The sequence below is a fragment of the Amycolatopsis sp. NPDC059027 genome (assembly GCF_042739735.1).
Lineage (GTDB): Bacteria > Actinomycetota > Actinomycetes > Mycobacteriales > Pseudonocardiaceae > Amycolatopsis.
On record NZ_JBHYIK010000071.1, the window covers coordinates 1 to 24,477 of the forward strand.

Annotated in this window: 23 protein-coding genes; 7 read left to right on the forward strand and 16 right to left on the reverse strand. The window is 69.8% G+C overall.

Translation table 11 applies throughout. From position 1 onward, the window contains the following. Positions 1-186: 186 nt before the first annotated feature. Complete coding sequence (locus ACFWY9_RS35885) at positions 187-1,047, reverse strand: SGNH/GDSL hydrolase family protein (protein ID WP_378340975.1); 861 nt, start codon at positions 1,045-1,047, stop codon at positions 187-189. A 118-nt stretch (positions 1,048-1,165) separates the two neighbouring features. Here ACFWY9_RS35885 and ACFWY9_RS35890 point away from each other — a divergent pair, with 118 nt between their 5' ends. Continuing rightward, entirely contained in the window at positions 1,166-2,455 is a 1,290-nt protein-coding gene (locus ACFWY9_RS35890; RefSeq protein ID WP_378330456.1) for a PucR family transcriptional regulator, read from the forward strand. Here the strand turns inward: ACFWY9_RS35890 and ACFWY9_RS35895 are convergent. Continuing rightward, entirely contained in the window at positions 2,353-2,814 is a 462-nt protein-coding gene (locus ACFWY9_RS35895) for a hypothetical protein (RefSeq protein ID WP_378330455.1), read from the reverse strand. The two genes, ACFWY9_RS35890 and ACFWY9_RS35895, sit on opposite strands and share 103 nt — an antisense overlap. A 111-nt stretch (positions 2,815-2,925) precedes the next feature. Continuing rightward, on the reverse strand, positions 2,926-3,801 hold the full coding sequence (locus ACFWY9_RS35900) for an alpha/beta fold hydrolase (protein WP_378340976.1): 876 nt from the start codon (positions 3,799-3,801) through the stop codon (positions 2,926-2,928). Between the two features lie 79 nt (positions 3,802-3,880). Between ACFWY9_RS35900 and ACFWY9_RS35905 the strand changes: the two genes are divergently transcribed. Next, a complete protein-coding gene (locus ACFWY9_RS35905) occupies positions 3,881-4,705 on the forward strand; it encodes a TetR/AcrR family transcriptional regulator (protein WP_378340977.1) in 825 nt (274 codons plus the stop codon). 13 nt (positions 4,706-4,718) lie between these two features. On the opposite strand, the gene ACFWY9_RS35910 is transcribed toward ACFWY9_RS35905, so the two are convergent. From ACFWY9_RS35910 to ACFWY9_RS35950, 9 genes are all read right to left on the reverse strand, one after another. After that, positions 4,719-5,363 (reverse strand): TetR/AcrR family transcriptional regulator, encoded by a 645-nt coding sequence (locus ACFWY9_RS35910; RefSeq protein ID WP_378330452.1) that lies wholly within the window; start codon positions 5,361-5,363, stop codon positions 4,719-4,721. Positions 5,364-5,484: 121 nt separating this feature from the next. Beyond that, positions 5,485-7,179: a flavin monoamine oxidase family protein gene (locus ACFWY9_RS35915; RefSeq protein ID WP_378330451.1), complete on the reverse strand. Its 1,695-nt coding sequence runs from the start codon at positions 7,177-7,179 to the stop codon at positions 5,485-5,487. Continuing rightward, positions 7,176-7,976, reverse strand: coding sequence for a carbon-nitrogen hydrolase family protein (locus ACFWY9_RS35920; RefSeq protein WP_378340978.1), 801 nt, complete (start codon positions 7,974-7,976; stop codon positions 7,176-7,178). The genes ACFWY9_RS35915 and ACFWY9_RS35920 overlap by 4 nt, the downstream gene beginning before the upstream one ends. Then, positions 7,973-9,355, reverse strand: a complete 1,383-nt coding sequence (locus ACFWY9_RS35925) for an amino acid permease (RefSeq protein ID WP_378340990.1) — start codon at positions 9,353-9,355, stop codon at positions 7,973-7,975. Before ACFWY9_RS35925 ends, ACFWY9_RS35920 begins: the two co-directional genes overlap by 4 nt. A gap of 171 nt (positions 9,356-9,526) precedes the next feature. After that, positions 9,527-10,843: a sensor histidine kinase gene (locus tag ACFWY9_RS35930; RefSeq protein WP_378340979.1), complete on the reverse strand. Its 1,317-nt coding sequence runs from the start codon at positions 10,841-10,843 to the stop codon at positions 9,527-9,529. A 3-nt stretch (positions 10,844-10,846) separates the two neighbouring features. Beyond that, entirely contained in the window at positions 10,847-11,566 is a 720-nt protein-coding gene (locus ACFWY9_RS35935) for a response regulator transcription factor (RefSeq protein WP_378330448.1), read from the reverse strand. Between the two features lie 377 nt (positions 11,567-11,943). Continuing rightward, positions 11,944-12,753 (reverse strand): sugar phosphate isomerase/epimerase family protein, encoded by an 810-nt coding sequence (locus tag ACFWY9_RS35940; protein WP_378340980.1) that lies wholly within the window; start codon positions 12,751-12,753, stop codon positions 11,944-11,946. A gap of 5 nt (positions 12,754-12,758) precedes the next feature. Beyond that, positions 12,759-13,919: a DUF993 family protein gene (locus tag ACFWY9_RS35945; protein WP_378330446.1), complete on the reverse strand. Its 1,161-nt coding sequence runs from the start codon at positions 13,917-13,919 to the stop codon at positions 12,759-12,761. 119 nt (positions 13,920-14,038) lie between these two features. Beyond that, entirely contained in the window at positions 14,039-15,079 is a 1,041-nt protein-coding gene (locus tag ACFWY9_RS35950) for a LacI family DNA-binding transcriptional regulator (RefSeq protein ID WP_378330445.1), read from the reverse strand. Between the two features lie 100 nt (positions 15,080-15,179). On the opposite strand from ACFWY9_RS35950, the gene pip reads away from it, so the two are divergent. The 4 genes from pip to lpdA all read left to right on the forward strand — a co-directional run bounded on the left by pip (position 15,180) and on the right by lpdA (position 18,945). Further along, the gene (gene pip, locus ACFWY9_RS35955; protein ID WP_378340981.1) at positions 15,180-16,199 is read left to right on the forward strand and encodes a prolyl aminopeptidase; all 1,020 of its coding nucleotides are present in this window, start codon (positions 15,180-15,182) and stop codon (positions 16,197-16,199) included. Positions 16,200-16,202: 3 nt separating this feature from the next. Next, on the forward strand, positions 16,203-16,607 hold the full coding sequence (locus ACFWY9_RS35960) for a nitroreductase family deazaflavin-dependent oxidoreductase (protein ID WP_378340982.1): 405 nt from the start codon (positions 16,203-16,205) through the stop codon (positions 16,605-16,607). An 87-nt stretch (positions 16,608-16,694) separates the two neighbouring features. After that, a complete protein-coding gene (locus ACFWY9_RS35965) occupies positions 16,695-17,495 on the forward strand; it encodes a lysophospholipid acyltransferase family protein (RefSeq protein ID WP_378340983.1) in 801 nt (266 codons plus the stop codon). 64 nt (positions 17,496-17,559) lie between these two features. Next, positions 17,560-18,945 (forward strand): dihydrolipoyl dehydrogenase, encoded by a 1,386-nt coding sequence (gene lpdA / locus ACFWY9_RS35970; protein ID WP_378330441.1) that lies wholly within the window; start codon positions 17,560-17,562, stop codon positions 18,943-18,945. 87 nt (positions 18,946-19,032) lie between these two features. Here the strand turns inward: lpdA and ACFWY9_RS35975 are convergent, their stop codons facing one another. Both ACFWY9_RS35975 and ACFWY9_RS35980 read right to left on the reverse strand, forming a co-directional pair. Next, on the reverse strand, positions 19,033-19,548 hold the full coding sequence (locus tag ACFWY9_RS35975) for a GNAT family N-acetyltransferase (RefSeq protein ID WP_378340984.1): 516 nt from the start codon (positions 19,546-19,548) through the stop codon (positions 19,033-19,035). Positions 19,549-19,634: 86 nt separating this feature from the next. Then, on the reverse strand, positions 19,635-20,906 hold the full coding sequence (locus ACFWY9_RS35980; RefSeq protein WP_378330439.1) for a DUF222 domain-containing protein: 1,272 nt from the start codon (positions 20,904-20,906) through the stop codon (positions 19,635-19,637). Between the two features lie 241 nt (positions 20,907-21,147). Between ACFWY9_RS35980 and ACFWY9_RS35985 the strand changes: the two genes are divergently transcribed. Continuing rightward, positions 21,148-22,062 carry an NADP-dependent oxidoreductase gene (locus ACFWY9_RS35985; protein ID WP_378330438.1) on the forward strand — a complete coding sequence of 305 codons (915 nt, stop codon included), beginning with the start codon at positions 21,148-21,150 and terminating at the stop codon, positions 22,060-22,062. Here ACFWY9_RS35985 and ACFWY9_RS35990 read toward each other — a convergent pair. Continuing rightward, a complete protein-coding gene (locus ACFWY9_RS35990; protein ID WP_378340985.1) occupies positions 22,046-23,626 on the reverse strand; it encodes a substrate-binding domain-containing protein in 1,581 nt (526 codons plus the stop codon). The two genes, ACFWY9_RS35985 and ACFWY9_RS35990, sit on opposite strands and share 17 nt — an antisense overlap. Next, on the reverse strand, positions 23,623-24,453 hold the full coding sequence (locus ACFWY9_RS35995; protein ID WP_378330459.1) for a phosphate ABC transporter ATP-binding protein: 831 nt from the start codon (positions 24,451-24,453) through the stop codon (positions 23,623-23,625). Before ACFWY9_RS35995 ends, ACFWY9_RS35990 begins: the two co-directional genes overlap by 4 nt. Positions 24,454-24,477: the final 24 nt, after the last annotated feature.

Below are 24,477 nucleotides of genomic sequence, written 5' to 3' on the forward strand. Positions count from 1 at the left end.
GGCGCTTTGGGTGCGGCGGGCCAGGCGCGGACCGGTGTTCCCGCTCGTCAGAGGGGTACGGGCGGGAACACCGGAGCCGGCGTCGCGGCGTCGGCGGCCGGGATCGTTCTCGCGTGGGGGGAGAACGAACCCGGCCCGTCGGCGCAGGCCCGGCCCCGGGTTTCGCCCAGGTTCCCGCTCGGCGTTTCAGCTCCGGGCGAGCTTGCCCGCGACATAGGCGCCGATGCCCGCCATGCCTGCCTCGTTCGGGTGCAACGGGGCCGCGACCGCGGTCGGCACGAGGCTCTCGTACCACTTCACCCCGGGCGCCTGGCAGACGTCGTGTCCGCTGGTCACGCCGCGGATGTCGAGGAAGCGGGCGCCGTGTGCGGCGGCCTGGCGCGCGAGGGCGGCGTTGAGTTCGCCGATGGTCTTCTGGATGTAGTCAGCATCCCGCGCCGAGAGCGGCGCGACCGGCCAGCACCCGTTGTGCGGGAGATACGTTCCGTAACCGACGACGGAAATTCGTGCCTTCGGCGCCCGTTTCGCGATGGCGGCGATCGCCGCGCCCCACTTCGGCTCGAAGCCGGCGATGCTCTCGGCGAGCTGGTCGTGCCCGCCCGCGGTGTACCGGTCGACGCAGTCCGGCTGTGCGCCGGGCGCCAGGTTGAGGCAGCTCAGCACGGCAGGGACCAGGCCGACGTCGTTGGCGCCGATGGTGAGCGTGACGACCGAGGTCCTGCTGCTCAGCGCGTCGAGCTGGGGCGCCGCCGGTCCGGTGAACGTCGGCTGCGAACCGGTCAGGTCGACGGTCTGCGCGCCGGAGCAGGTGACGTCGGTGAGCTTCGCCGCGCCGATCTTCTTCGCCACCACGTGCGGATAGTCCACCAGTGAGCGAAGACAGCCGTAGGACGCCGGATCCTGCGGCGGGATCAGCGGGCCCGCCGCCGCGGAATCGCCGAGTGCCACGTAGTCGGTCGCGGTCACGGCCGACGCCGGTCCCGCGACCGTGGTGAGGGTGATCGCCGTGATGGCGGCCAACGCCGTCGTCCGTCCGCCGATCCGCATGCCGTCCTCCTCTGGGTCTGTGTTCCGCGGGCTTGCCGCTTCTGGTCTTCGTGACATCATCGGCAGCGATCACCGGCCCGTTGACTGGGAACACGGGCAGAGATCGAGGAGGCCGGTTGTGACCGAGCACAGGACGGACGGGGTGGCAGGGCGGGCACTGTCGCTCGGCGGACGTCCCGTGCACGAGCGGCTCAGCGTCGAGGAGGCCGAACTCCGGGTTCGCGTGCTCCGGCGGATCCAGGCCGAGGTCGCCGATTACCGGCGGCTGCCCGTCGAGGAGATCCGCGGTGACATCGCGGCGATCACGCAGGACGCCTTACGGGCCTTCGCGCGGAGCCTCCGTGAGGATCGTCCGCTCAACGACGCCGAGCTCCGGCAGATCGGCGGGTCCGCTGCCCGGCGGGCGGAGGAAGGTTTCCCACTCGAAGCCGTGCTGGAGGCGTATCACGTTGGAGCAAGGGAGATCTTCCGTACCGCCGCGGCAGGAGCGGGCGAAGGCGACGTCGACGATCTCGCGGAGATCGTCGATCGCGTGCTGCGGTTCGTCTCGGCGGTCACCGGGGCGGTGACGAGCGGTTACCTCGACCAGTTGCGCACCAAGGTCGGGCAGGAGCACACGGCGCGGCGGTCGCTGCTTTCGGCGTTGCTGGACGGCGGCGCGATCGACGCGGCGGCACTGGCCACCGGGATCACGCTGCCCGCCTGCTATCTCGTGCTGTGCGTCGAACTGGGCCGCCATCCCGACGAGGAACGGCCGGGTGTCGACGCGACCATCGCGGTCCGCCGCAAGCTGCGCCGGTTCCTCGGCACGTTCGAGCAGCAGTGCGGGGAGGGCGTGCTCGCCTCGGTCGACGGCAGCGGCGGTGTGGTGCTGGTGCCGCTGGGCGGCCGGCTGTCCGAAGTGGACGTCGGCGGATGGCGGGAGCTGGCCGGGCACGCCGGGCGCGCGGCGGGCGCGACCGTGACCGTCGCCGCGGAAACCGCGCCGCCGTCCGGAGTCCGTGTCGCGGCGGAGCAGGCGAGCGCGGTGCTCGACGTCGTCCGCTGGTTCGGCCGCGAGCCCGGGCTGTACCGCCTCGACGACGTGCTCATGGAGTTCCAGCTGACCCGGCCCGGCGCCGCGCGCGACCGGCTCGCGGCGGTGGTCGCGCCCCTGGAACCGCATCCCGATCTGTTCGAAACGCTCGACTGCTATCTCGCCAGCGAAGGCAACCGCAGGCGCACGGCCGCCTCACTGCACATCCACCCCAACACGGTGGACTACCGGCTGCGCCGGGTGCGGGAGCTGACCGGCATCGACCCGGTTCAGCCCGCGGGCTTGCCGCGCATCATCGCCGCGCTGGCCGCCCGCCGCGCCGGCGGGTCCACGGACCGGCGCGGCGCGGGGACGTCGGCGCCGAGAAGGTGAGTCCGGGCGTTGCGCACCGCCCGGACGAGGAGGCCACCGCCGAGACCTGTCACCAGCGCGGCGCCGAGCACCAGCGCGGCCCGGCCGGCGGCGGCGTCGAACACCAGGCCGCCGGCACGTCCGAGGACGAACCCGGAGTAGACGGCCCAGGCGATCACCGCGGTTCCCGCGGCGGCGAAGACGGTGGTGGAGAAGCCGATCGCGAGGACGACCGGGACGAACGCGACGAGTGCGTAGGCGGGATGCGCGCCGGCACCCGCCACCGCCGCGGCGAGTGCGGCCACGACCAGCGCCACACAGCCGAGGGGGAAGCCGAAACCGCCGGGAATCCGTCCTTCGCGCGTCGTCCTGGCCCTCATCGGCCCAGTCCAGCTCACTTCCGCTCGGCGGGTAAGGCTCGCTGCCGTGTTCTGTACGGGCCCGCTCGGCTTCTTGACGCTTCCTTGACCAGGGTGCGGGAGAGAGCAGATTCAGCCGTTGGCGCGCGCGGCCGTGCGCGCGATGACGTCGGCGAATTCCGGCCAGAGCGCGTGCGGCAGGTCGTGGCCCATGCCGGGGATCACCACGAGTTCGGCGTCCGGGATCGCTTCGGCGGTCGCCTTGCCGCCGCTGACGTTGATCAGCGGGTCGGCGTCGCCGTGGATGACCGCGACGGGCAGCCGGACTTCGCGCAGCCGTTCCGTGCGGTCGCCCGAGGCGACGATGGCCGCTGTCTGACGCAGTGTCCCTTCGGGATGCACGGCGCGGTCGTAGTGCGTCGCCGTCTTCGTCCGCAGGTACTCCTCCGTCGCCGGGTAGCCGGGGGAGCCGAGAGCGCGGAAAGCGACCACACCCTCCTCGATCGCCTGTTCGCGCGTCGCGGCGGGCGGACGCGTCAGCACGGCCAGCGCGCTGGGCTCGGCCTGGCCGACCGCGCGGTCGCCGGTCGTGGACATGATCGAGGTGACGCTCAGCAGCCGGTCCGGATGGTCGATCGCGAGCTGCTGCACGATCATCCCGCCCATCGACGCGCCCACCACGTGCGCCTTTGCGAAGCCGAGCGCGTCGAAGAGGCCGACGGCGTCGTCGGCCATGTCCGACAGCAGATACGGCACGGTCGCGAGGTCACCCGAAATGAGCGCGGTGAGATCGGGGGCGGGCAGGTGGTCGAGGTAGGTCGACAGGCCGATGTCCCGGTTGTCGAACCGCACCACGTGGAATCCCCGCGCGGCCAGCAGCTCGCACAGCCCCGCCTCCCAGGTGATCATCTGGGCGCCGAGCCCCATGACGAGCACCAGCGGAGCGTCACCCGGATCCCCGAAGGTGTCGTATTCCAGTTCGAGGCCGTTGGCCTGTGCGCGTGGCATGCCCCGATCTTGCCCGAATCCCCCACGGTGACACCACCGGACGCCGGTACCACCGAAAGATGCGGATAACGTACTTCGCATGGCATCGTCCCCGGGAACGGGCAACCGGCCGCGGTCGAGGGCCGCCGCCGGACTGCCGGCGGTCACCGCGGAGCGGATCGTCGACGCCGCGCTAAAGCTGACGGCGGAACGGGGACTGGACAGCTGGACACTGCGCCAGCTCGCGGGCGAGGTCGACGCCTATCCCGCCGTCGTCTACCACCACGTCGGGGATCGCGACGCGGTCGTCAACGCCGTCATCGACCGGGTCGTCGGGGAGCTGACGCTGCCGGGGGACACCTTGCCGTGGCGTACCTGGTTCGCGGCGTTGCTCGCCGAGCTTCGCGTGGTGCTGCGACGTTACCCCGGATCGGCGCGGCGGCTCGCGTTGTTCGGACCATCGGTGAGCGCCGCGACGCGCACCATCGACGCGGGTGTCCGGGTCCTGATGGCTGCCGGGTTCGGGGAGGAAAGCGCCCTCGCGTACAACCTGCTGCTCGCCAACGCCTGCCAGTTCGTCGCGATGGAGGACGAACGGGATGGTGATCCCGAGCTGGGTTCGAGCATTACCGAGGAGTACGCCGCCTATCGCGATCGTGGTGACCTGCCCGGCATGGCCGCGCACGGCAGGGCGATGCACGAACTGGTGTCCGATCCGGACAAGGCGTCCGGGTATTTCGCCCGGCTCTACGACTACGCCGTCGAACGCTGCCTCGACGGGCTCGCGTGCCGGCTCACCCGGCTGGCCACCGGCGAGCGGAACTGCTGTGCCGTTCGTTGCCAACCCGACCACGGTCACGGCGGAAACCGGTACCTACGAGCGGGTCGGCTGCGGCCCGTGTCCGCCTGCTTTTGGTCGGACTAGTAAACCGGGGGTGTCAGCCGGGCGCGGAGTTGCCCGCCGGATGCCCCTGGATCACCGGGAAGACCTCACCGACCAGGGTGACCAGCGACTTGCTGAGCAACGTGTGCACCTGCGACCGGTCGAGCGCGCCGCGGACCAGCCATTCCCGTCCGGCGGCCTTCACCATGCCGCCGAACGCGCGGACGAGTGCGTTCAGCTCGGGCCCGTGCGCGCTGTCGCGGGAGAGCCCGACGGCTTCCAGCACCCGGTCGGCGGATTCCTGGTCGGCTTCCTCCAGGATGCGCTCGACCTCCAGGTCCCGGCCGATGCCCTCGGGCGCGATCGCGGCCAGCCACATCCGTTCCTGGCTGGTGACCATGTCCAGAAACCAGTCGATCGCCACGTCGGCCCGCAGTTCGAGCGGCCCCTCCGGAAGGATTTCCACCGCGAGCCTCGGCACGGTGAGCGCTCTCCTGATGATTTCCAGGTACAGCTCGCGCTTCGTGCCGAAGTAGTGGTTGATCAGTCCTCGTGCCACTCCCGCCGCCGCCGCGATGTCCGAAGTGGACACCTCGGAGTACGGCCGCTCACCGAACAGCCGCGCCGCGCACGCGTAGATCTGTTCCTTCCGGGCGTCCGGTTCCAGTCTGCGCCATCGCGGGGCCGGCTCGGTGGTCATGCTCCCCATCGTCGCATGATCGGTTCAGTTCTGACGGTCGAACAGCCCGATGTCGCAAAGTTACCGCCGGGAAACCAGCGCGATTCGTAGTGACCGGCGTACGGTACGGCGTATTCCCGGCTCAATCCGGCAGCACGATCGGGGCAATGTCGTCGAACAGGTCGCCCGGCCCGGGGTTCGCCGGATCGGTCGCGCCGCCGAAGTGCCGCTGGACGCCCCACACCGCGTTCAGCGCGGTCTGGACCGCGCCTTCGGCCCAGCCCGCCGTCCACGAGACGTCGTCCCCGGCAAGGAAAACCCCGCGGAACCGCGGTTCGAGCCGATGCTGCGCGAAATGGGTGAAAAGGCGTTCCTGATAGCGGTAGTGGCCGGGGAGATTGGCCTTGAACGCGCCCATGAAATGGGGCTCGGCTTCCCAGGACACCGTCACCGGGTCGCCGATGACGTGCCGCCGCACGTCCACCCCGGGATAGATCTCGCGCAGCGACTGCAGCATCACCTCGACGCGCTCCGCGACCGTCAGCGGCAGCCACTTCAGCGAATCGTCGGCCCACGTGTAGGAAAGACAGATCACCGCGGGCGAATCCGGGTCGGTGCCGAGCAGGTACGTCCCGCGCGGCATGCGGTCGGTGAGTGTCATGCTCATGGTGTCGCGTCCGGTCACCGGGTCGGGGTCGAGCCAGAACGGACGGTCGACCGGGACGAAGACCTTCGACGACTCCATGTAGTGGGTGCGCTCGATCGCCGTCCAGTGGTCGATCGGGAACAACGCCTCGTCGCACGCGATCTTCGACAGCAGCAGCCAGCTCTGCGCGGTGAACACCGCCGCGGGATAGGTGTGGATGTGCCCGCTCTCGTCGGTCACGGTGACGTTGGCCGGCGCGGTGCGGTGCAGCCGGACGACACCGGGGCGCGGCTTGCCGCTCTCGTGCAGCGAGCCGAGGCTCGTACCGGCGGGCCAGTGCGCGAGGCGTTCGGGGGCGTGTTCCCACAGCCGGAGCGGCAGCTGCCTGCTGCCGCCGACGATGCTGCGGTGCTCGTCGTCGGCGCCGGTGTAGACCACTCGCAGGATTTCCAGGATCGAGTTCGGGAAGTCGGTGTCCCAGCCGCCGGTGCCGAAACCGACCTGCCCGAAGATCTCACGGTCCCGGAAGGACGAGAACGCGGGTGAGTCACAGAGAAATCCGTAGAACGTCTGGTTGTCCAGCCGTGGCACGAGTTCGTTCCACAGTTTCTTGATCGTCTTCGTGTCCCGGTCGCGGATGGCGGTCTGCATCGAACTGAAACTCGCGTGCTCTTCGAGCGTGCGCTCCCAGGCCGCGGCGACTCCGCCGAACACCTCGGGCAGGTCCGCGGCGGTGCGCGCGTAGTGGCTGCGGCCCTTGAGGTCGACGACGGTGCTCGGGGTGGCCGGGGCGAGCGGGTTCGGGAACGGCGTGGTCCGGAGACCGACCTTGTCGATGTAGTGGAACAGCGTGGTCGAGGCGGGCGGGAACCGCATCGCACCCATTTCCGCCACGACGTCGTCGGGACAGCCGGGGAACCGCACCGTGCGCAGCCGCCCGCCGATCTCGGCGATCTCGTACACCACCGGGCGCAGGCCCAGTTTCATCAGCTCGTAGGCGGTGACGATGCCGGACAGCCCGCCACCGATCACGGCGACCTCGGTGCCGTGGCGGTCCGCCGGGATCGAGCCGAGCCCGGCCGGATGGGCGAGATAATCGTCGTAGGCGAACGGGAAATCGGGGCCGAACATGGTGATCGGGCGGCCCGCCGGTTCGTCGTGATGGATCGCGGTGGGAACGGCGGAGGTCATGCGCGGGGTCCTTCGGGGTCACGCGGGTCTTGCCGGTCGAGCAGCGCTCGGTAGAGCTCGGGGCGCCGGTCGGCGAGGTGGGTGTTCTCGGCGCGGGACGCGGCCAGCACCGCGGGGTCGACCCGCGCGCTGAGCATCGCCGGCCGCGTGCCCGCCCGCGCGAGCACTTCGCCGGTCGGGGCGACGATCGCGGACCGGCCGCAGTAGGTCAGTTCCTGTTCGCTGTCACAGCGGTTGGCGTAGACGACGTAGAGCTGGCTTTCGTAGGCCCGCGTGGGTACCAGGGTGTCGGCGACCAGTTCGTACGGGCTCATCAGCGCGGTCGGCACGACCAGCAGATCGGTGCCCGCGAGGGCGTGTGCCCGGACCTGCTCGGGGAATTCGACGTCGTAGCAGATCAGCAGCCCGACGCGCAGCCCGTCCAGCTCCGCCTGTACCACGGCCGCCGAGCCAGGGGTGAACCACGCGCGGTCGAGGTCGCCGAACAGATGCGCCTTGCGGTAGTTCGCGAGCCGCTCGCCGGTCGCGCCGATCAGCTGGACGCTGTTGTAGACGTACTCGCCCTCGCGTTCGGGATAGCCGTAGACGAGCGCGATCCCGGCGTCGGCGGCCAGTTCGCTCATCCGGCGGGCGGTCGGCCCGTCCGCCGGTTCGGCGAGCTCGTGGGAGGCCGCGCCGATGTGGTAGCCGGTGGTGATCATCTCGGCCGCGACGAGCAGCCGCGCGCCGGCTCCGGCCGCGGCCATGGCGGCCACCGGGAGCGCGTCGTACGGTCCCTGATGGACAGCGACGATCATCGCGGATCCGCCAGCCGGGAGCGGCGCACGCTGTAGCCGAAGTAGATCGCGAGGCCGAGCAGCATCCAGCCGCCGAAGACGATCCAGGTCGCCGTGTCGAGGCTGAACATCAGCAGCGCGCAGCAGCCGATGCCGATGACCGGGGTGACCGGCGCGAGCGGGACCCGGAACGTGCGCGGCTGCTCCGGCCTGCGCCTGCGCAGCACCAGCACCGCGATGTTGACCAGCGCGAACGCGAACAGCGTGCCGATGCTGGTCGCGTCGGCGAGTTTGCCGAGCGGCACGAAGGCGGCCAGCACGGCGACGAAACCGGACACCACCAGCGTGTTCGTCCTCGGCGTCCCGGTTTTGGCATCCACAGTGGACAGTGCGGCGGGCACCAGCCCGTCCCGCGACATCGCGAACAGGATCCTGGTCTGTCCATAGAGGACTGTCAGGACGACGCTGGAGATCGCCACGATCGCGCCGACGGCGAGCAGCGCGGCCCAGAACTCGTTGTCCAGGATCGAGGTCAGCACGTGTGAGAGCGCCGCCTGCTGATCGCCGAATTGCTGCCACGGCAGCGCGCCGACCGCGGCGACCGCGACAAGGCAGTACAGCACCGTGACGATGCCGAGGGAGAGCAGGATCGCCCTCGGCAAGTCGCGCTGCGGGTTCTTCGCCTCCTCGCCCGCGGTCGACGCCGCGTCGAAGCCGATGTAGGAGAAGAACAGTTTCGCCCCGCCCGCGCTCAGCCCCGCCAGACCCAGCGGCAGGAACGGGGTGAAGTTCTTCGCCTGCACCGCGGTGAACGCGATCGCGCAGAACAACACCAGCGTGCCGATCTTGATGACGACCATGATCGCGTTGGCCCTCGCGCTTTCCTTCGCGCCGGCCAGCAGCAGCACCATCGCGAGCAGCACGACGACGATGGCCGGGACGTTCACGATCCCGCCGCCGCCGGGTGGCTGGCTCAGCGCGTCCGGGATGGTGACACCGAAGGCCGCCCGCAGCAGTTCGTTGAGGTACTGCCCCCAGCCGACGGCGACCGAGGCCACCGAGACGCCGTACTCGAGGACGAGACACCAGCCGCACACCCACGCGACGAGTTCGCCGAGCGTGGCGTAAGCGTAGGAGTAGGAAGAGCCGGAAAGCGGAATCATCCCGGCGAGTTCGGCGTAGGACAGCGCCGAGAACAGCGCGGTGACACCGGCGAGGACGAACGAGAGGATCACCGCCGGGCCGGCGACCGGCACCGCCTCGCCGAGGACCACGAAGATCCCGCTGCCCAGCGTCGCGCCGATGCTGAGCATGGTCAGCTGGCCGAGCCCGAGCGACCGCTTCAGCTTCCCGTGATCGCCCTCGGCGATCAGGTCCGCGACGGGCTTGCGCCGCAGCATCGCGGCTCGCAGTCCCGTTCGCGGTGGTGTGCTGGTCGCCGGTTTCACCTGGCTCCTCCTCGCTGAGGTCCGTGTGGATCGCGAGCCACGGTATCGGTCGCGTTGCGACCGCAGAACGGCGAATCATTGTGAGTTTTGCTGGATGTGCGGTACTTCATTGCGCCTTCGGGCCTAGTCGTGAGGATCCGTTCCGGTGGCCGCGGGCAGCAGCAGCGTGAACGTCGGCGGATCCGGCTTGCTCAGCCGCAACCGGCCGTCCTCGGCCTCGGCAAGGCTACGGGCCAGCCGCAGGCCGATCCCGTGCCCGGTGGCCTGGGTGTGATCCAGCGTGAACGGATCGGCCTCGCCGAGGTCCGGTCCCTCGTCGACGACGTCGATCGCCAGGGTGTCCCCGGCGTCGCGGGTCACCACGGTCACCGTGCCGCTGCCGTGCGTGACGGCGTTGTCCACCAGCACGCTCAGCACCTGGCGGATCGCCGCGGCCGCCGCCCGCGCGGGCGGGGCGTCCTCGGCACGGACCACCAGCTCACGGCCCTGCCCGGCGAGCACGGGTTGCCACGTCTGCCGGAGCTCGTCGAGCAGCGTGTCCAGGTCGAGCGGCGCCCGCGGCGCGCGGCTCTGCCGGGCCAGCGCGAGCAGGTCCTCGATGGTGCGTTCGAGCCGGTCGACCGAGCCGAGCCCGGCCTCGATCGCGCTGCGCGGGTCCTGCCCCGGGTTCTCCAGCGCCGCCTCCAGTTGCAGGCGAAGCCCGGTCAGCGGGGTGCGGAGCTGGTGGGAGGCGTCGGCGGAGAACGCCCGCTCACGCTCCAGCGTCTCGCCGATTCGTTCGGCGGTGGTGTCGAGCGCCGAGCCGACCTTGTCGATCTCGGGAATTCCGGGGCGAGGCGAGCGGACGGTGAAATCGCCGTCGCCGAGCCGCCCGGCCGCCGCGGCGAGCTCCTCGAGCGGCCGGGTCAGCCGGGCCGCGATCCACCGGGCCAGCAGCCAGCTGCCGGTCACCGCCAGTGCCGCGCAGCCCGCCATGGCCAGCCACGCCAGTGCGATCCGGTGGTTCAGCTCCGAGCGGGGCAGCGCCGCGCGGATGACGCCGGTCAGCCGGTCCCCGCTCAGCACCGGCACGGCGAGGACCTCCTCGTCCCCGAGCGAGCCGTTGACCATGTCCTTGGTCGTTCCCGCGACCCTGCGGGTGACCTCGTCGGCGACCGGCGGGCCGTGCCCCGCCAGCCGCCTGCCGTCCGGGCTGTAGACGCCGACCTTGATCCGGGCCTCGGCCTCGTCGTCACCAGGGCCCACCACCGGCGGTGGGACGGGCTGGCCGTTGGCGAGCGGCTTCGAAACCACGACGGCGACGGCGTCGGCGGCTCGTTCCAGGTCGGCGACGGTGTCGTCGCCGAAGGTCTCCGCCGCGACGATCGCCAGGGGCAGGCCGAACAGCGTGGTCGCCAGCACCGCCGCGAGGACGGTGAGCGTCACGATCCGACGGCGCACGCGTTACCCGTCCGCGGCGCCGGAGTCCGCCGGATCCTCCAGCCGGTAGCCGTGCCCGCGCAGGGTGGCGATCCGGGGGATGAGGGCGGAGGCGACGCCGGTCGCGGCGAGTTTGCGGCGCAACGCGGCGATGTGCACGTCGAGCGTCTTGGTGGAGCCGTACCAGTGCGCGTCCCAGACCTCGGCCATCAGCGTTTCCCTGCTGACCGCCACGCCCGGCTGCTCGGCGAGCCGGGCGAGCAGGTCGAACTCCTTGGCCCGCAGCACGAGTTCCTCGCCTGCCAGGCTGACCCGGCGGCTGGCGGTGTCCACGAGCAGTTCGCCGACGGTGATCGGTGCCTTCTGCTGCTGCGGCACCGCGGTGCCCCGGCGCAGATGCGCCCGCAGCCGCGCCAGCAGTTCCCCGAGCCGGATGGGTTTGGTGAGGTAGTCGTCCGCCCCGGCGTCCAGCCCGACGACGACGTCCATCTCGTCCTGACGGGCAGTGAGGATGACCAGCACCGCCGAGGGCAGGCACGCCCGGATCCGGCGGCAGGCCTCGACACCGTCGAGGTCGGGGAGCCCGAGATCGAGCAGGACCAGGTCGATGTCACCCGCTTCGGCGACCTTGAGCGCGCTGCGGCCGTCCCGCCGCCAATGCACCTGGTAACCGTGTAGTCGCAGGGTCGACTCGAGCACGCTGCCGATGGCCGCGTCGTCTTCCACCACCAGCAGGTTCGGCATGTTCGGCACTGTAACCAACGAAGGATGTCTCGCACTATGTGGGAATCGGCTAGGTGCAGGGTGCGCGTCCGTGATCTTCACCGGCCCGGTTTTCCTCCGTGTTTCCGCTTCGTTCGCTCCGTCCGGCACCGCCGTGGTGGGTGCCGGACGCCCACCGCCACACGGGCGGCGCCGCCGGTACCGGACGCCGGTTGCGAACAATGTCACACCGGCGTTCGCCGGGCCGTCCGGTGACCGCGGGTGCACAGCCAACCCGATAGTGCCGAGGTGGGCAAGTGTGCCGGATGCGCGTGTCAGGGGACATGGTTTTCCCGCACTCTGCTTCTTCGGGCGACATGTTTCCTTGGGCGGCGTGCTTCTTCGGGCGACGTGCTTCTTCAGGCGACATGGTCGCGGTAGGCGGTGACGACGTCGGCGAGGACGTCGGCGCCGGGTCGCCGCCACAGCTCGGCGTTGAACACCTCGACCTCGATCGGGCCGGTGTAGCCCGCCGCGTCCACGCAGGAACGCAGCCTGCGGTGCGGGATCGGCCCGTCGCCGGGCAGGGCGCGGCCGAGTAGGGTGTCGGTCAACGGGACAAGCTGGTCGCACACGTGGAACCCGGCGATGCGGCCCGCCGCCGCGGCGATCGACTCCTCGATCCGCGGGTCCCACCAGACATGGAACTCGTCGACGATCACGCCCACCTGCTCATGCGGATGCTCGCGCGCGATCGCCAGCGCCTGGTCCACAGTGGACAGTACGGACCGTTCCGCGCACTGCATCGGGTGCAGCGGTTCCAGCCCCAGCCGGATACCACGCTCCCCGGCATAGGGAGCCAGTTCGCCCACCGCGTCGGCGACCCGCTGCCGCGACGCCGCGAGCCCGTCGGTGCCGATCCCGCCGACCACCAGCACGAGCACGTCCGCCCCGAGCAACGCGGCTTCGTCGATCGCCTCCCGGGTCCGTGCCAGCCCGTCCACTTCGGACCCATCGGGCTCGATGCCGGTGAAAAACCCACCACGGCACAGGGAGGACACCCGGACGCCGTAGTCCTTGAGCAGCCGGGCCGTCCGGCAGGCGCCGACTTCGGCGACCTTGTCCCGCCACAGGCCGATCCAGCCCACCCCGGCCGCGGCGCAGCCCGCCACTGCCTCCGGCAGGCTCCAGCTCTTGGTGGTGATCTGGTTGAGGCTCAGCCGGTCCATCCCGTTCACCACAGACCCGAGGCGGCGAGCAGCGGGCGCATCCTGGCCATCGCGAGATCGGGATCGGTCAGCACTCCGGCGGCGTCCGCCAGCCGGAGCAGCTGCGCCAGGTGGGTGATCGACCGCGCGGACTCGTGGCCGCCGACCATCCGGAAATGCCGCTGGTGCCCGTTCAGGTAGGCGAGGAACACGACGCCGGTCTTGTAGTGGCGGGTCGGGGCCCGGAAGATCTCGCGGGCCAGCGCGACGGTCGGGTCGAGAAGCGCGTGGAACCCCGCGGTGTCCCCGGCATCCAGCCGGGCGAGCGCGGCGCCCGCCACCGGGGCGATCGGGTCGAAGATCCCCAGCAGCGCCTCGCTGTGTCTCTTCTCGCCGGGCCCGCCCGTGTCGCCGGCGATCAGCGCCGGGTAGTGGAAGTCGTCGCCGGTGTAGCAGGCGACGTCGTCGGGGAGCGACCGCCGGAACTCGATTTCGAGGTCGGCGTCCAGCACGGAGACCTTGACGCCGGCGACCACGTCGCGATGCTCGGCGCACAGCGCGGCGAGTTCGCGGGCGCAGGCCCTCAGGTCGTCGTGGCCCCAATAACCGGACAGCGCGGGGTCGAACTGGGCGCCGAGCCAGTGCAGCAGCACCGGGCCGGGCGCCGAGGAGAGCAGCTTGCCGTAGGCCGCGTGATAGTCGCCGGGGCCGTCCGCGGCCGCGGCGAGCGCCCGGCTGGCCATCACCACCGGCACGGCGCCCGCGGCGACGACCAGGTCGAGCTGCTCCCGCCAGGCGTCCACCACGGCCGGAAGCCCGGCGGGGCCGGGCGGGAGCTGATCGGTGCCGGCACCGGCCACCCAGGCCCGCCCGGCCGCGACGTCCCCGGTCCGGCGCACGAGTTCGCGGGTGGCCGCCCAGTCCAGGCCCATCCCGCGCTGGGCGGTGTCCATCGCCTCGGCGACCCCGAGCCCGCATGACCAGAGGTACTCGCGGAAAGCGAGCGTGGCGTCCCAATCGAGTGCCGGTCCGGGGTGATTGTCCGGTTTCAGTGGATCTGTGACAATGTGCGCGGCCGCATAGGCGATTCGCGCGGATGGCGGTGTCGTTGGCGGTTTCGGCGGAGTTCGCCCGGAAGGTGACCACTTCGCCGTCCCGGCATCGGTGGGCAGCTCGAACGCGGACATTCCGGTGGCCTCCGTCGATGTATGAAAAATCAACAGTTCCGTGGGCGAGAAGTCGATTGTTGAAAGCGCTTTCTCAGTCACGGTAGGGCCGTTGCCGCAAAGCGACAAGGCCCTCCCGCTCAGCGGCGCGGCCGCCCGGTGCTCTCCCGGAGCATGACCTGACCCGACATTCGCACCACCCGGGGCCTGCCGCCGGAGGAACCCTTCAGTGCCAGATCCATGGCGCGTTCACCCAATTGCTCCAGAGGAAGCGCTACCGTACTGAGCTTCGGAGTGAGGTCGCGGACGACCGGGATGTCGTTGAAACCGGCGACGGAAATGTCGTCCGGCGCCGACAGCCCGGCCTCGCGAAGCGCTGTCAGCGCGCCCATCGCCATGATGTCGGTGACCGCGAACACGCAGGTCGGCAGCTTCCGCTTCGAGCGGGCCAGCACCGTCCGCATGGCCTCGTACCCACCCTCCCTGGTGAAAGCGCCGTCAACCACGTCCTCCTCGCGCAGCGTGACGCCGAGTTCGGCCAGCGCGGTGGAAAAACCGCTCAGCCGGTCGAGCACGGTGGTCAGCTGCCGGGGGCCGGAAAGTACCGCGAAACGCCGATGTCCCATGCCGAACAAGGACTTCGCGAGTTCGGCCGCGCCACCGCGGTTGTCCGGCTGCACGGAGTCGATCTTGAGCCCGCGGTGTCTGCTGACGGCCGCGACCTGCCCGCCACCACGACGGTACGGCTCCAGTTCCGCCGCCATGGCACGTTCCCAGGCACGGTCCTCGAAAGCCGAACCGATCAACACGATCGCCGAGGCGCGCTGGGCCCGAAGCATCGACACGTAGGCAACCTCCCGGTCCGGGTCACGGAACGTTCCGGCCAGCATGACCAGCAGTCCGTTGTCGGTGGCGACCCGCATCACGCCGCCTGCGATGGCGGAGAAATACGGATCGCTGACGTCATGGCAGATCACGCCGACCGTGCGATGGGAGCCGCCCGCCAGCGCTTGCGCGTGAGCGTTGGGAGCGTATGCCAGCTCGGCCGCCGCCGAAACCACGCGATCGCGCAGGTCTGTGCGCACCGACGCGGTGCCGTTCAGAACTCGGGACGCGGTCGCGAGGGAAACATTCGCGCTGCGTGCCACGTCCTCGAGAGTGACGTGCGGCCGGGACTTCATGGGCTTCCTCCAAGGTTTTGGTTCTCGGGTCAGGGTTTCTGGAGCTGCGGTTTCTCGGGCGGTGTTCTCGGGCCTGGTGTTCTCGGGCATAGTGGCGCACATGATCGGTCTGTATCCGGAAATCGAACCCTACGATCGCGGGATGCTGCCGGTGGGTGATGGCAATGCAATCTACTGGGAGGAGTGCGGGAACCCGCAAGGGAAGCCGGTTGTGTTCCTGCACGGCGGACCCGGTAGTGGAGCGACGCCGCGCCACCGACGGCTTTTCGACCCCGCACGATATCGGATCGTCGTGTTCGATCAGCGTGGTTGCGGACGCAGTACTCCGCATTGCGGTAGTCCCGGCGTCGATCTCGCGGTAAACACCACCTGGCATCTGGTCGCCGATATCGAGCGGTTGCGTGGGGCACGGGGAATAGAACGGTGGCTGGTGTTCGGGGGTTCCTGGGGAAGCGTACTCGCTCTGGCGTATGCCGAAACTTACCCCGAACGAGTGACGGAACTGGTCCTGCGGGGTGTAGCGACGTTACGCCCCAAGGAACTCCAATGGCTTTACGGCGGTGGCGCGGGATACCTGTTTCCCGAGGCGTGGTCCCGCTTTCTCGAACCCGTCCCGCAGTCGCGGCGGGGCGAGGACCTGATCGAGGTCTACTACGAACTGCTGAACCACTCCGACCCGGACGTCCATCTCCCGGCCGCGATCGCGTGGAGCAGATGGGAGGGCGAGACCGTGAAGTTCGCGCCCCGCGCCGACGTCGTCGCCGCGTTCACCGATCCCCGCTTCGCGCTGGCGATCGCCCGGATCGAGAACCACTATTTCCGCAACGGCGGGTGGTTCGCCGAAGATCAACTGATCCGCGACGCCGGGAAGCTCGCCGGGATCCCGTGCGTTCTGGTCCAGGGACGCTACGACGTGGTCACCCCCGCCACCACCGCGTGGGAGCTCGCCCAGGTGCTGCCCGGTGCCGAGCTGATCATGATCGGGGATGCCGGGCACGCCTTCGACGAGCCGGGCACGCTCCGGGAGCTGGTCAGCGCGACCGACCGATTCGCGGCAGGCTGGGCAGGGGAGGACCCGGCCGGAGCGTCGGGAACGACCGATGAACGCGAAAGGAACTGATTCATGCTTTTCGGTGACGAGCACGTCCGCCGCTACGAGGAGACCGACGGCGAGGTCGGGCACGACTGGGAGAAGGGCGCGCCGATCCTGGTGCTGACCACCAAGGGCCGCAAGACCGGCGAGGACCGCAAGTTCGCGCTGATCTACCAGGAGGTCGACGGGAACCACGTGATCGTCGCTTCGAAGGGCGGCGCGCCGAACCACCCGGGCTGGTACCTCAACCTGGTCGCCGACCCGGAGGTGAAGGTCCAGGTGAAGGCGGACCGCTTCACCGCGCGGGCGCGCACCGCCGAGGGCGAGGAGCGGGCCAAGCTCTGGGAGAAGCTGGCCGCGGTGTGGCCGGACTACAACGAGTACCAGAAGAAGACCGACCGGGAGATCCCCGTGGTGGTGCTCGAGCGCGTGTGATCCGGCGCGGGGTGCGGCGGCACCCGGTGTGATCTCCGCCGCGATCGGCGACCGGACGGGGCCGTGCGGGGTGGTCGTCGGCTACGAATGACCACCATGGCCCTGCCGTACCGGACACGCGATCGCTGGACTCCGCTGGACACCGGCACCGAGCCGCTCACCCGGCGTCAGATGCTGGCCTTCGGCCGGCGCTTCGCCCGCGCCGGCCGGGGGTTCTGGTACAGCCTCGCGATCGAGGTCGTCTGGCGGTTCCTCGTGCTGTCCAGCCGGTTCCGGGTGCGCGGAGCCGAGCACATCCCATCGTCCGGCGGCGTGCTCGTGGCGTCCAACCACCTGTCGTTCGCCGATCCCACCACGGTGACCGCTTACTGCCTGGCCGCCGGTCGGGTGCCGCGTTACCTGGCGAAGGCCGATTTGTGGAATGTCCCGGTGGTCGGGGCGGTGATGCGTTCCGGGCGGCACATCCCGGTCCACCGGGGCGCCGCCACGGCGGTCGAGGCGTACCGGGACGCGGTGGCCGCGGTGCGTTCGGGCGAGTGCGTGGTCGTCTTCCCGGAGGCGACGTTCTCGTCGGACCCCGGGGGATGGCCCATGAAGGGCAAAACCGGCATCGCGCGGATCGCTCTGGAAACAGGAGTGCCGGTGATCCCGCTGGCCAACTGGGGCACCCATCACTTGCTGCCCGCGACGACGCGAGTGCCGCGCGGCGTTCCGCGCAAGACGATCGATCTCCTCGCCGGGCCGCCGGTCGATCTGTCCGATCTCGCGGGGCTGCCGATCACCCGCGAGGTCCTCGACGAGGCCACCGCGCGGATCATGGCCGCCGTGACCGCGTTGCTCGGCGGTGTCCGGGGTGAGGTTCCGCCCGCTGCCCGAACCCGCGGCTGAGCCTGCCACGCCTCGTGCGGAGCGTCACCTGCCGGGTAACCCGGATGGGGGTAGGTTTCGGCTTATGAGTGCACATTTTGATGTCGTGGTGCTGGGCGCCGGCGTCGGGGGCTACGTGGCGGCGATCCGCGCTTCGCAGCTCGGCCTGACCGCCGCGGTGGTGGAGGAGAAATACTGGGGCGGGGTCTGCCTGAACGTCGGATGCATTCCGTCGAAGGCGCTGCTGCGCAACGCCGAGCTGGCGCACATCTTCACGCAGGAAGCCAAGTCCTACGGCATCCAGGCCGAGGGGCAGGTCCGGTTCGACTACACCGCCGCCTACGAGCGGAGCCGGAAGGTCGCGGACGGGCGCGTCAAGGGCGTGCACTTCCTGATGAAGAAGAACAAGATCACCGAGTACGACGGGCACGGCACCTTCGTCGACGCGAACACGATCGAGGTCAACGGCGAGCGGATCACCTTCGGCCACTGCGTGATCGCGACCGGTGCGACGGCGCGGCTGCTGCCGGGGACCTCGCGCAGTGACCGGGTCGTCACCTACGAACAGCAGATCCTGGAGAGCGAGCTGCCTGGCAGCATCGTCATCGCGGGGGCCGGGGCGATCGGCGTCGAGTTCGCCTACGTACTGCACAACTACGGCGTCGACGTGACCATCGTGGAATTCCTGGACCGCATGGTGCCGCTCGAGGACGCCGAGGTGTCGGCCGAACTCGCGCGGCGCTATCGCAAGCTCGGGATCAAGGTGCTGACCTCGACCAAGGTGGAGTCCATCGACGACTCCGCTGCCAAGGTGCGGGTGACGGTGTCGCAGAACGGGCAGCAGCAGGTGCTCGAAGCGGACAAGGTGCTGCAGGCGATCGGTTTCCAGCCGCGCGTCGAGGGCTACGGCCTGGAGAACACCGGTGTCGCGCTGACCGAACGCGGCGCGATCGCCGTGGACGCTCGTGGCCGCACGAACGTGCCGCACATCTTCGCGATCGGTGATGTGACGGCGAAGCTGATGCTCGCGCACGCGTCGGAGTCCATGGGTGTGGTCGCGGCAGAGACCATCGCCGGTGCGGAGACCATGGAACTCGACTTCGTGATGATCCCGCGCGCGACCTACTGCCAGCCGCAGATCGCCAGCTTCGGCTACACCGAAGCGCAGGCGCGGGAGCTCGGCTACGACGTCCAGGTGGCGAAGTTCCCCTTCAGTGCCAACGGGAAGGCACACGGCCTCGGAGACGCTGTCGGGTTCGTGAAGATCCTGAGCGACGCCACCCACGGGGAGCTGCTCGGCGCGCACCTGATCGGCCCGGAGGTCACCGAACTGCTGCCGGAACTGACGTTGGCGCAGCAGTGGGATCTGACGGTGCACGAGGTCGGCCGCAATGTGCACGCGCATCCGACCCTGGGCGAGGCGGTCAAGGAAGCGATCCACGGTCTTGCCGGACACATGATCAACATGTGAGGTGGGCGATGGGCCCGTCCCGGACCGGAGGCCACCGGCTCGGGACGGGTCTTTCGTGTCTATTGTGGACTCCTACTTTGTGGACACTTACTCGCGGTGGGTCCTCTGATTGTCTCTTTCCCCCGAGCGCGTCAGTTCGAAAACGAGTTCCGGGCGTTCCCAAGTGATCTTCGGCGGTTTCGGCGGGACGGTGCCGACACGACGGGCTCCCCTTCGTTCGTAGAAGGCCAGGGCGGGTGGGTGGGCGACGACGCGGACGGTGGCGATGCCGAGGGTTTTGGCGTGCTCGAGCACGTGGGCCACCAGGCGTGCGCCCACACCGAGGCCCTGCGTGTCGTCGGCGACGAAAAGCAGGTCGAGTTCCGGGTTGTCGGTGAGCAGGGCGGCGAAGCCCACGATGCGGTCCGCGGAGGTCGCGACGAAGACCGGATGCGATCGTACGTAAGCAGCCGTGACCGCATAGCCGTCGAGAATCGAGGCGTAGTCGCCGCGATACGCCGACGAGGCGTGCATGAGCGTGGTCAGCGTCTCGGTCTGCTCGGGGACAGCTCTGCTGATGGTGATGCCAGCGCTGGTGGTGCCATTGCTCCGGGTCGTCTCCATGATCGAGACGCTAACGGCGGGGACCGACAATCCCACACGGACGTATCGGCCCTGTCGCCGCTGACTGGCGACCGTGGATGTCCACCTCAGTTTTCGTCGTCCGGTGGTTCCTCCTCACGGGGCTCGTGCAACGGCGGCGGTGCACTGAAGTACAGATGGTCGGCCGGTGTCCTGATGGTCAGAGTTCCGTCGTCGTCCAGCTGGTAGACCCAGCCGGGTTCGTCCTTGAGATGGTGGTGATTGCCGCAGTAGGCAGCCAGCGAATCGCTGCTCGTGGGGCCACCGTGCTGCCACGGCACCGCGTGGTCGAGTTCGCCGGCCTGCGCCGGGCGGCAGCAGCCCGGCTGACGGCATTCGCGGTCCCGCACCCGGACGAACTCGTCCAGCGCCGCTGTCGGCCGGTAGCGGGTGCGGCCGAGGTGGAGGACCTGGCCGGTGACCGGATCGGTGAGAATCCGCCGGAGCACCGTGTCCGGACCCGCGACGATACGCCGGGCCACCTCGGCGGGAACAGGTCCGTGCCCGGCGAGTTCGGCCGGATTTTCGTTCAACCGCAGGAAAGTGTTCATGTCGAGGTACAGGAAGACCTCGGCGCGCGGGGGACCGCCGTGGTGGCCGCCGAGCAGGAGGTCGACGGCGACGTCGGCACGCAACTGGTCGAGGGTCCGGGGATCGTCGCGACTCCGCAATGCTCTTGCCGCGCGGTCGATGCGGGCATATGCCGCGGAGGCCTTCTCGACAGGAGCCTTTTCGAGGACCAGATCCGCGATGCCCGCCTCGCGGTGGTGCAGTTTCAGGCGCCGTTCCCGGAGCCTTTGCTCGGCGCGCCGGGCACCTCCCTCGGGATCGGCCTTCAACGCCGCGTAGGCCGCGGCTCGGCGTACCTGCACCGCGTTCTTCCCCGGTAGCCGCGAGGCCAGTACTTCGTCGACCTCGCGTGCCTTTTCGTCGGAGAGCCAGGCAGTGGCCTCGGCTACTTTCCTGGCACGGTACAGATCGAGCTGACCGCGCTCCATGAGTTCCAGGGTGCGCGGCAGCCGCGTGGTGAGCGCCTGCGCGGTCGTTACGACCTTGCCCGCGTATTTTTCCGTGACGCACAAGGCCAACGCCACCTCGGCGTGGGTACTTCGCGGATTTCGTCTTCGTCGCTCGAGCGTGGCCATGCAGCGCACCTGCATTGCCTGCAGGCGCGCCATCTCGCTTTCGGCGCCGCGCAGGACACGGACGACGGCGTGGTCGGGCATCCGGTCGATCTGTTTCGCCGACACACGAAGCGCGCGTTGCGTGCCAAGTATTCCGTGGATCACCTCCTGGGTGTTGCGGTCGATCAGGTCGCTGAGCAGCTCGGTTGCGTTCATGCCGGGGACGGTACCGAGAGCCACCGACAAAAAGCGCTCGGTGAGGACGGGGCCCGGACGAGTGCCCAGGTATACGCACAGAAAAATGATCCCGACGCCGGCCGGATCGTGGCAGACGGCAGACGGCAGACACGGCGAACGTGGCCGATATGGCCCGCGTCACGGCGGTCGCGGGCTTGACCTCCAGTCAGCTGGAGAGATCACGCTGGGTCGGGACAGCCGATGACCAAGCGGAGGAAACATGAAAGCGGCGGCGTTCACCGAGATCGGTGCTCCGGAGGTACTTCGTCCGATGGAATTGGACGATCCTCACCCCGGGCCCGGTCAGGTCCGGGTGCGGGTCAGGGTCGCCGGGGTCCAGCCCTTCGACGCGGCCGTGCGGGCTGGATGGGAACCGGCAGGGGCCGAACTGCGCTGGCCGCGCGTGGTGGGCAACGAATTCGCCGGCGTCGTCGACGAAGTGGGCGACGGGGTGACCGAAGTCGGTCCGGGAGCGGAAGTCCTGGGCTTCACGGTGCTGGGTGCCTACGCCGAATACGTCGTCGTGCCCGCGGGCAACGTCACCGCGAAGCCCGCCGAAATGCCGTGGGAGGTCGCGGGCGGGTTCACCGCGGGCACCCAGACGGCCACTATCGCGCTCGACAATCTCGGGGTCGGCGAGGGCGACACGGTGCTCGTCCACGCGGCGGCCGGGTCGGTGGGCACGGCCGCGGTCCAGCTCGCCGCGCTGCGCGGGGCCACCGTGCTCGGCACCGCGAGCGCGGTCAACCAGGACTACGTCCGTTCGCTCGGTGCCACGCCGCTCGTCTACGGCGAAGGCCTGATCGACCGGATCCGCGCCGCCGCGCCCGGTGGGGTGGATGCCGTGATCGACGGCGCGGGTGGTGAAGCGCTCGACGTCTCACTCGAACTCGTCGAGAACCGCGACCGCATTCTCACCCTCGTGGAGCACGACAAGGCGGCGGACCTCGGCGTCCGGCTCACCGTCGGGACCCGGTCCGCCGAACGGCTGGCCGACCTCGCCGCGCTCCACGCCAAGGGGGACCTGAAGTTCCACGTGCGTCGCACCTATCCGTACACGGAGGCAGCGCAGGCGCATCGGGAGATCGAAACAGGGCACGGACGGGGAAAGATCGTGCTCACGTTCCCCGCCTGACCCTGTCTTGTCTGATTCTGCCTCGCTTGATCCTCGCGAGTACCCCGCGGATCACCAGCGGCGCCGCGATCGCGGTCAGCAGTACCAGCGCCGCCCAGCCGCCGAATCCGCCGATCCCGCCGTGCTCGTACGCGGCGGGATCGGCCTCGCGCCAGTTCTTCGAGCCACCGTTGGCCAGCTCGGTGTCCGGGTCCGCGGTCGCCGTGGCCGTCCCGGCGTTCGAGGGGCCGGAATCGGCGGTGGCGGTGCCCGAGGCCTTGGCCGTGCCCTTGGTCAACTTGTCGACACCGCCCAGCTTTTCGAACGGGTCCGGCGGACTCGACGCGCCCGCGCCCAGGCTGCCGTGGAACGTCGGGTTCGCGCAGTTGCCCGCGTTCAGCTGCTTCGCGGGTTGACCGGTCAGCCGCGCGTTCGAGTTCATCATCTCCTGCGAGAGGTTCGGCGGCAGCGGGGAGTACCCGATCCGCGCCATGTTGATCTGCCCGTCGCAGGCGATGTGCTCGAGGAACGCGGTGATGGTCGCGGTCTTCCCCGGATCGTCGTAGCCACCGTGACACGTGTCGCGGCCGTTGGTGCACGGCATCATGATGTACGAGTACGCCGAGATGGGGTACGTCTTGGGATCCCGGTTCGCGTACACGCCGTCGAGTTTCTGGCTCAGGTCCGGCCGCAGTTCCGCCTTCGTCAGCGCCGCGGCGATGTTCTCCGCGTACGGCTTGGTGTACTGCCCGCTTTCGTTTTCGACCCACACCGTGGGCGCGCCGAACCGTAGTGCGTAGGCGAATTCGTCATAGCCGATCGAAAACGGGACGTTGCCCTTCGCCACCGCCGTCGCGATCTGCTCCGAATCCCCGAACAGCTTGTACCAGTCGGCGTCGGGACCGGTGGTGGGCAGCTGGATCGGCCGCACTCCCGAGGGGAGGCTGCCCATCCCGTTCCCCGCGTTGCGGGACACGAAGGCCTGGTACGGCCCCGGGGCGGTCTGCGCGACGAAGTCGTAGAACAACGCCGTCGTCCCCGACTGCGCGGTCCGGCCCAGCAAGGTGATCGGCTGGTCCGGCAGGGCCTTCCCGCCATTGGTCGCGGTGATCGCCGGATCGTTCCACCGGGTGATGTCGCGGCTGAAGATCCGGCCGATCGTCTGCCGCGTCAGGTGCAGGTAGTCGACCTGCTTGCCCCCCGCGTCGGTGACGTTGTACATCACCGCCACCGCCCCCGCGACGTCCGGGACGTACTGGTAGCCGCGCTGCTGTGCCGACTGCCCGCCCGCGCCCGCCGCGGTGAGCGAGGTGACCTCGGCTTCGGTCCCGGCGAAGTCGACCGTGCGGTCGCCGTACTGGTTGACGCCGCTGGGTGAGCTGAACGCGCTGTAGTTGACCTGGATCCCGCGGGAACCGGCGCCGTTCTGCCAGTCGTTCATCGCCGGGCCGACATAGCTGGAGCCGGAGCCGGTGAGCGCGACGGCGGCCGACGCGCCGGGGGCCGTGGCGAACTGCGCGCCGAGCAGCAGCGCGAGGACGCCGCCCAGCGCGCCCGGCTTGCGAAGAAGCGGAAAGGTCCTCATCCGAACCGCCCGTTGACGTAGTCGTGGGTCCGCTCGTCCTCGGGGGAGCCGAAGATCCTCTCGGTCGGCCCGTGTTCGACGACTCGTCCCGGTTCGTTCTCCTCGGCGAGGAAGAACGCGCAGTGGTCCGAAACCCGTTGTGCCTGCTGCATGTTGTGCGTGACGATCACGACCGTCACCTCGTGCCCGATCTCGGCGATGGTCTGCTCGATCCGCCGGGTCGATGTCGGGTCGAGCGCCGAACAGGGCTCGTCCATCAACAGCACGTTCGGCCGTACCGCGAGCGACCGCGCGATGCACAACCGCTGTTGCTGGCCACCGGAGAGCGCGCCGCCGGGCGAACCGAGCCGGTCCCGCACCTCGCGCCACAGTCCCGCGCGCTCGAGGCTCTGCTCGACCAGCGCGTCCTTGTCGGAACAGCGCACCCCGGCCAGTTTCAGCCCGGCGAGCACGTTGTCGCGAATGGACATCGCGGGGAACGGGTTCGGCTTCTGGAACACCATCCCGATCCGCAGCCGCACCTGCTGGGCCCGGGTGCCCTCGGCGTAGATGTCCTGGCCGTCCAGCAGCACTTCGCCGGACAGGCTGGCCGAGGGCACCAGCTCGTGCATCCGGTTGAGGATGCGCAGGAACGTCGACTTCCCGCAGCCGGACGGCCCGATCAGCGCGGTCACCTCCCGCGCGGGCATGCGCAGCGACACCCCTTCGAGGACGAGGCGATCCCCGAACCAGGCACCGACCTCGCGGGCTTCGAGCTCCGCCGCGCCCGGTGGCGGGCCGCCGGTCAGTGTCACCTCCCGTGTGCGCGGTAGCTCCACAGTGGACATCTCGGTGGTGGGTGTTGCGACGGT

What these genes read in the sequence shown, in the direction of transcription:
- ACFWY9_RS35960 (WP_378340982.1), top strand. Translation starts at nt 16,203, where the DNA reads ATGCTTTTCGGTGACGAGCACGTCCGCCGCTACGAGGAGACCGACGGC.
- ACFWY9_RS35910 (WP_378330452.1), bottom strand. Translation starts at nt 5,363, where the DNA reads ATGACCACCGAGCCGGCCCCGCGATGGCGCAGACTGGAACCGGACGCC.
- pip (WP_378340981.1), top strand. Translation starts at nt 15,180, where the DNA reads ATGATCGGTCTGTATCCGGAAATCGAACCCTACGATCGCGGGATGCTG.
- ACFWY9_RS35985 (WP_378330438.1), top strand. Translation starts at nt 21,148, where the DNA reads ATGAAAGCGGCGGCGTTCACCGAGATCGGTGCTCCGGAGGTACTTCGT.
- ACFWY9_RS35980 (WP_378330439.1), bottom strand. Translation starts at nt 20,906, where the DNA reads ATGAACGCAACCGAGCTGCTCAGCGACCTGATCGACCGCAACACCCAG.
- ACFWY9_RS35990 (WP_378340985.1), bottom strand. Translation starts at nt 23,626, where the DNA reads ATGAGGACCTTTCCGCTTCTTCGCAAGCCGGGCGCGCTGGGCGGCGTC.
- ACFWY9_RS35885 (WP_378340975.1), bottom strand. Translation starts at nt 1,047, where the DNA reads ATGCGGATCGGCGGACGGACGACGGCGTTGGCCGCCATCACGGCGATC.
- ACFWY9_RS35935 (WP_378330448.1), bottom strand. Translation starts at nt 11,566, where the DNA reads ATGCCGAACCTGCTGGTGGTGGAAGACGACGCGGCCATCGGCAGCGTG.
- ACFWY9_RS35975 (WP_378340984.1), bottom strand. Translation starts at nt 19,548, where the DNA reads ATGGAGACGACCCGGAGCAATGGCACCACCAGCGCTGGCATCACCATC.
- ACFWY9_RS35950 (WP_378330445.1), bottom strand. Translation starts at nt 15,079, where the DNA reads ATGAAGTCCCGGCCGCACGTCACTCTCGAGGACGTGGCACGCAGCGCG.
- ACFWY9_RS35905 (WP_378340977.1), top strand. Translation starts at nt 3,881, where the DNA reads ATGGCATCGTCCCCGGGAACGGGCAACCGGCCGCGGTCGAGGGCCGCC.
- ACFWY9_RS35965 (WP_378340983.1), top strand. Translation starts at nt 16,695, where the DNA reads ATGACCACCATGGCCCTGCCGTACCGGACACGCGATCGCTGGACTCCG.
- lpdA (WP_378330441.1), top strand. Translation starts at nt 17,560, where the DNA reads ATGAGTGCACATTTTGATGTCGTGGTGCTGGGCGCCGGCGTCGGGGGC.
- ACFWY9_RS35940 (WP_378340980.1), bottom strand. Translation starts at nt 12,753, where the DNA reads ATGGACCGGCTGAGCCTCAACCAGATCACCACCAAGAGCTGGAGCCTG.
- ACFWY9_RS35895 (WP_378330455.1), bottom strand. Translation starts at nt 2,814, where the DNA reads ATGAGGGCCAGGACGACGCGCGAAGGACGGATTCCCGGCGGTTTCGGC.
- ACFWY9_RS35900 (WP_378340976.1), bottom strand. Translation starts at nt 3,801, where the DNA reads ATGCCACGCGCACAGGCCAACGGCCTCGAACTGGAATACGACACCTTC.
- ACFWY9_RS35995 (WP_378330459.1), bottom strand. Translation starts at nt 24,453, where the DNA reads ATGTCCACTGTGGAGCTACCGCGCACACGGGAGGTGACACTGACCGGC.
- ACFWY9_RS35915 (WP_378330451.1), bottom strand. Translation starts at nt 7,179, where the DNA reads ATGACCTCCGCCGTTCCCACCGCGATCCATCACGACGAACCGGCGGGC.
- ACFWY9_RS35945 (WP_378330446.1), bottom strand. Translation starts at nt 13,919, where the DNA reads ATGTCCGCGTTCGAGCTGCCCACCGATGCCGGGACGGCGAAGTGGTCA.
- ACFWY9_RS35925 (WP_378340990.1), bottom strand. Translation starts at nt 9,355, where the DNA reads ATGCTGCGGCGCAAGCCCGTCGCGGACCTGATCGCCGAGGGCGATCAC.
- ACFWY9_RS35920 (WP_378340978.1), bottom strand. Translation starts at nt 7,976, where the DNA reads ATGATCGTCGCTGTCCATCAGGGACCGTACGACGCGCTCCCGGTGGCC.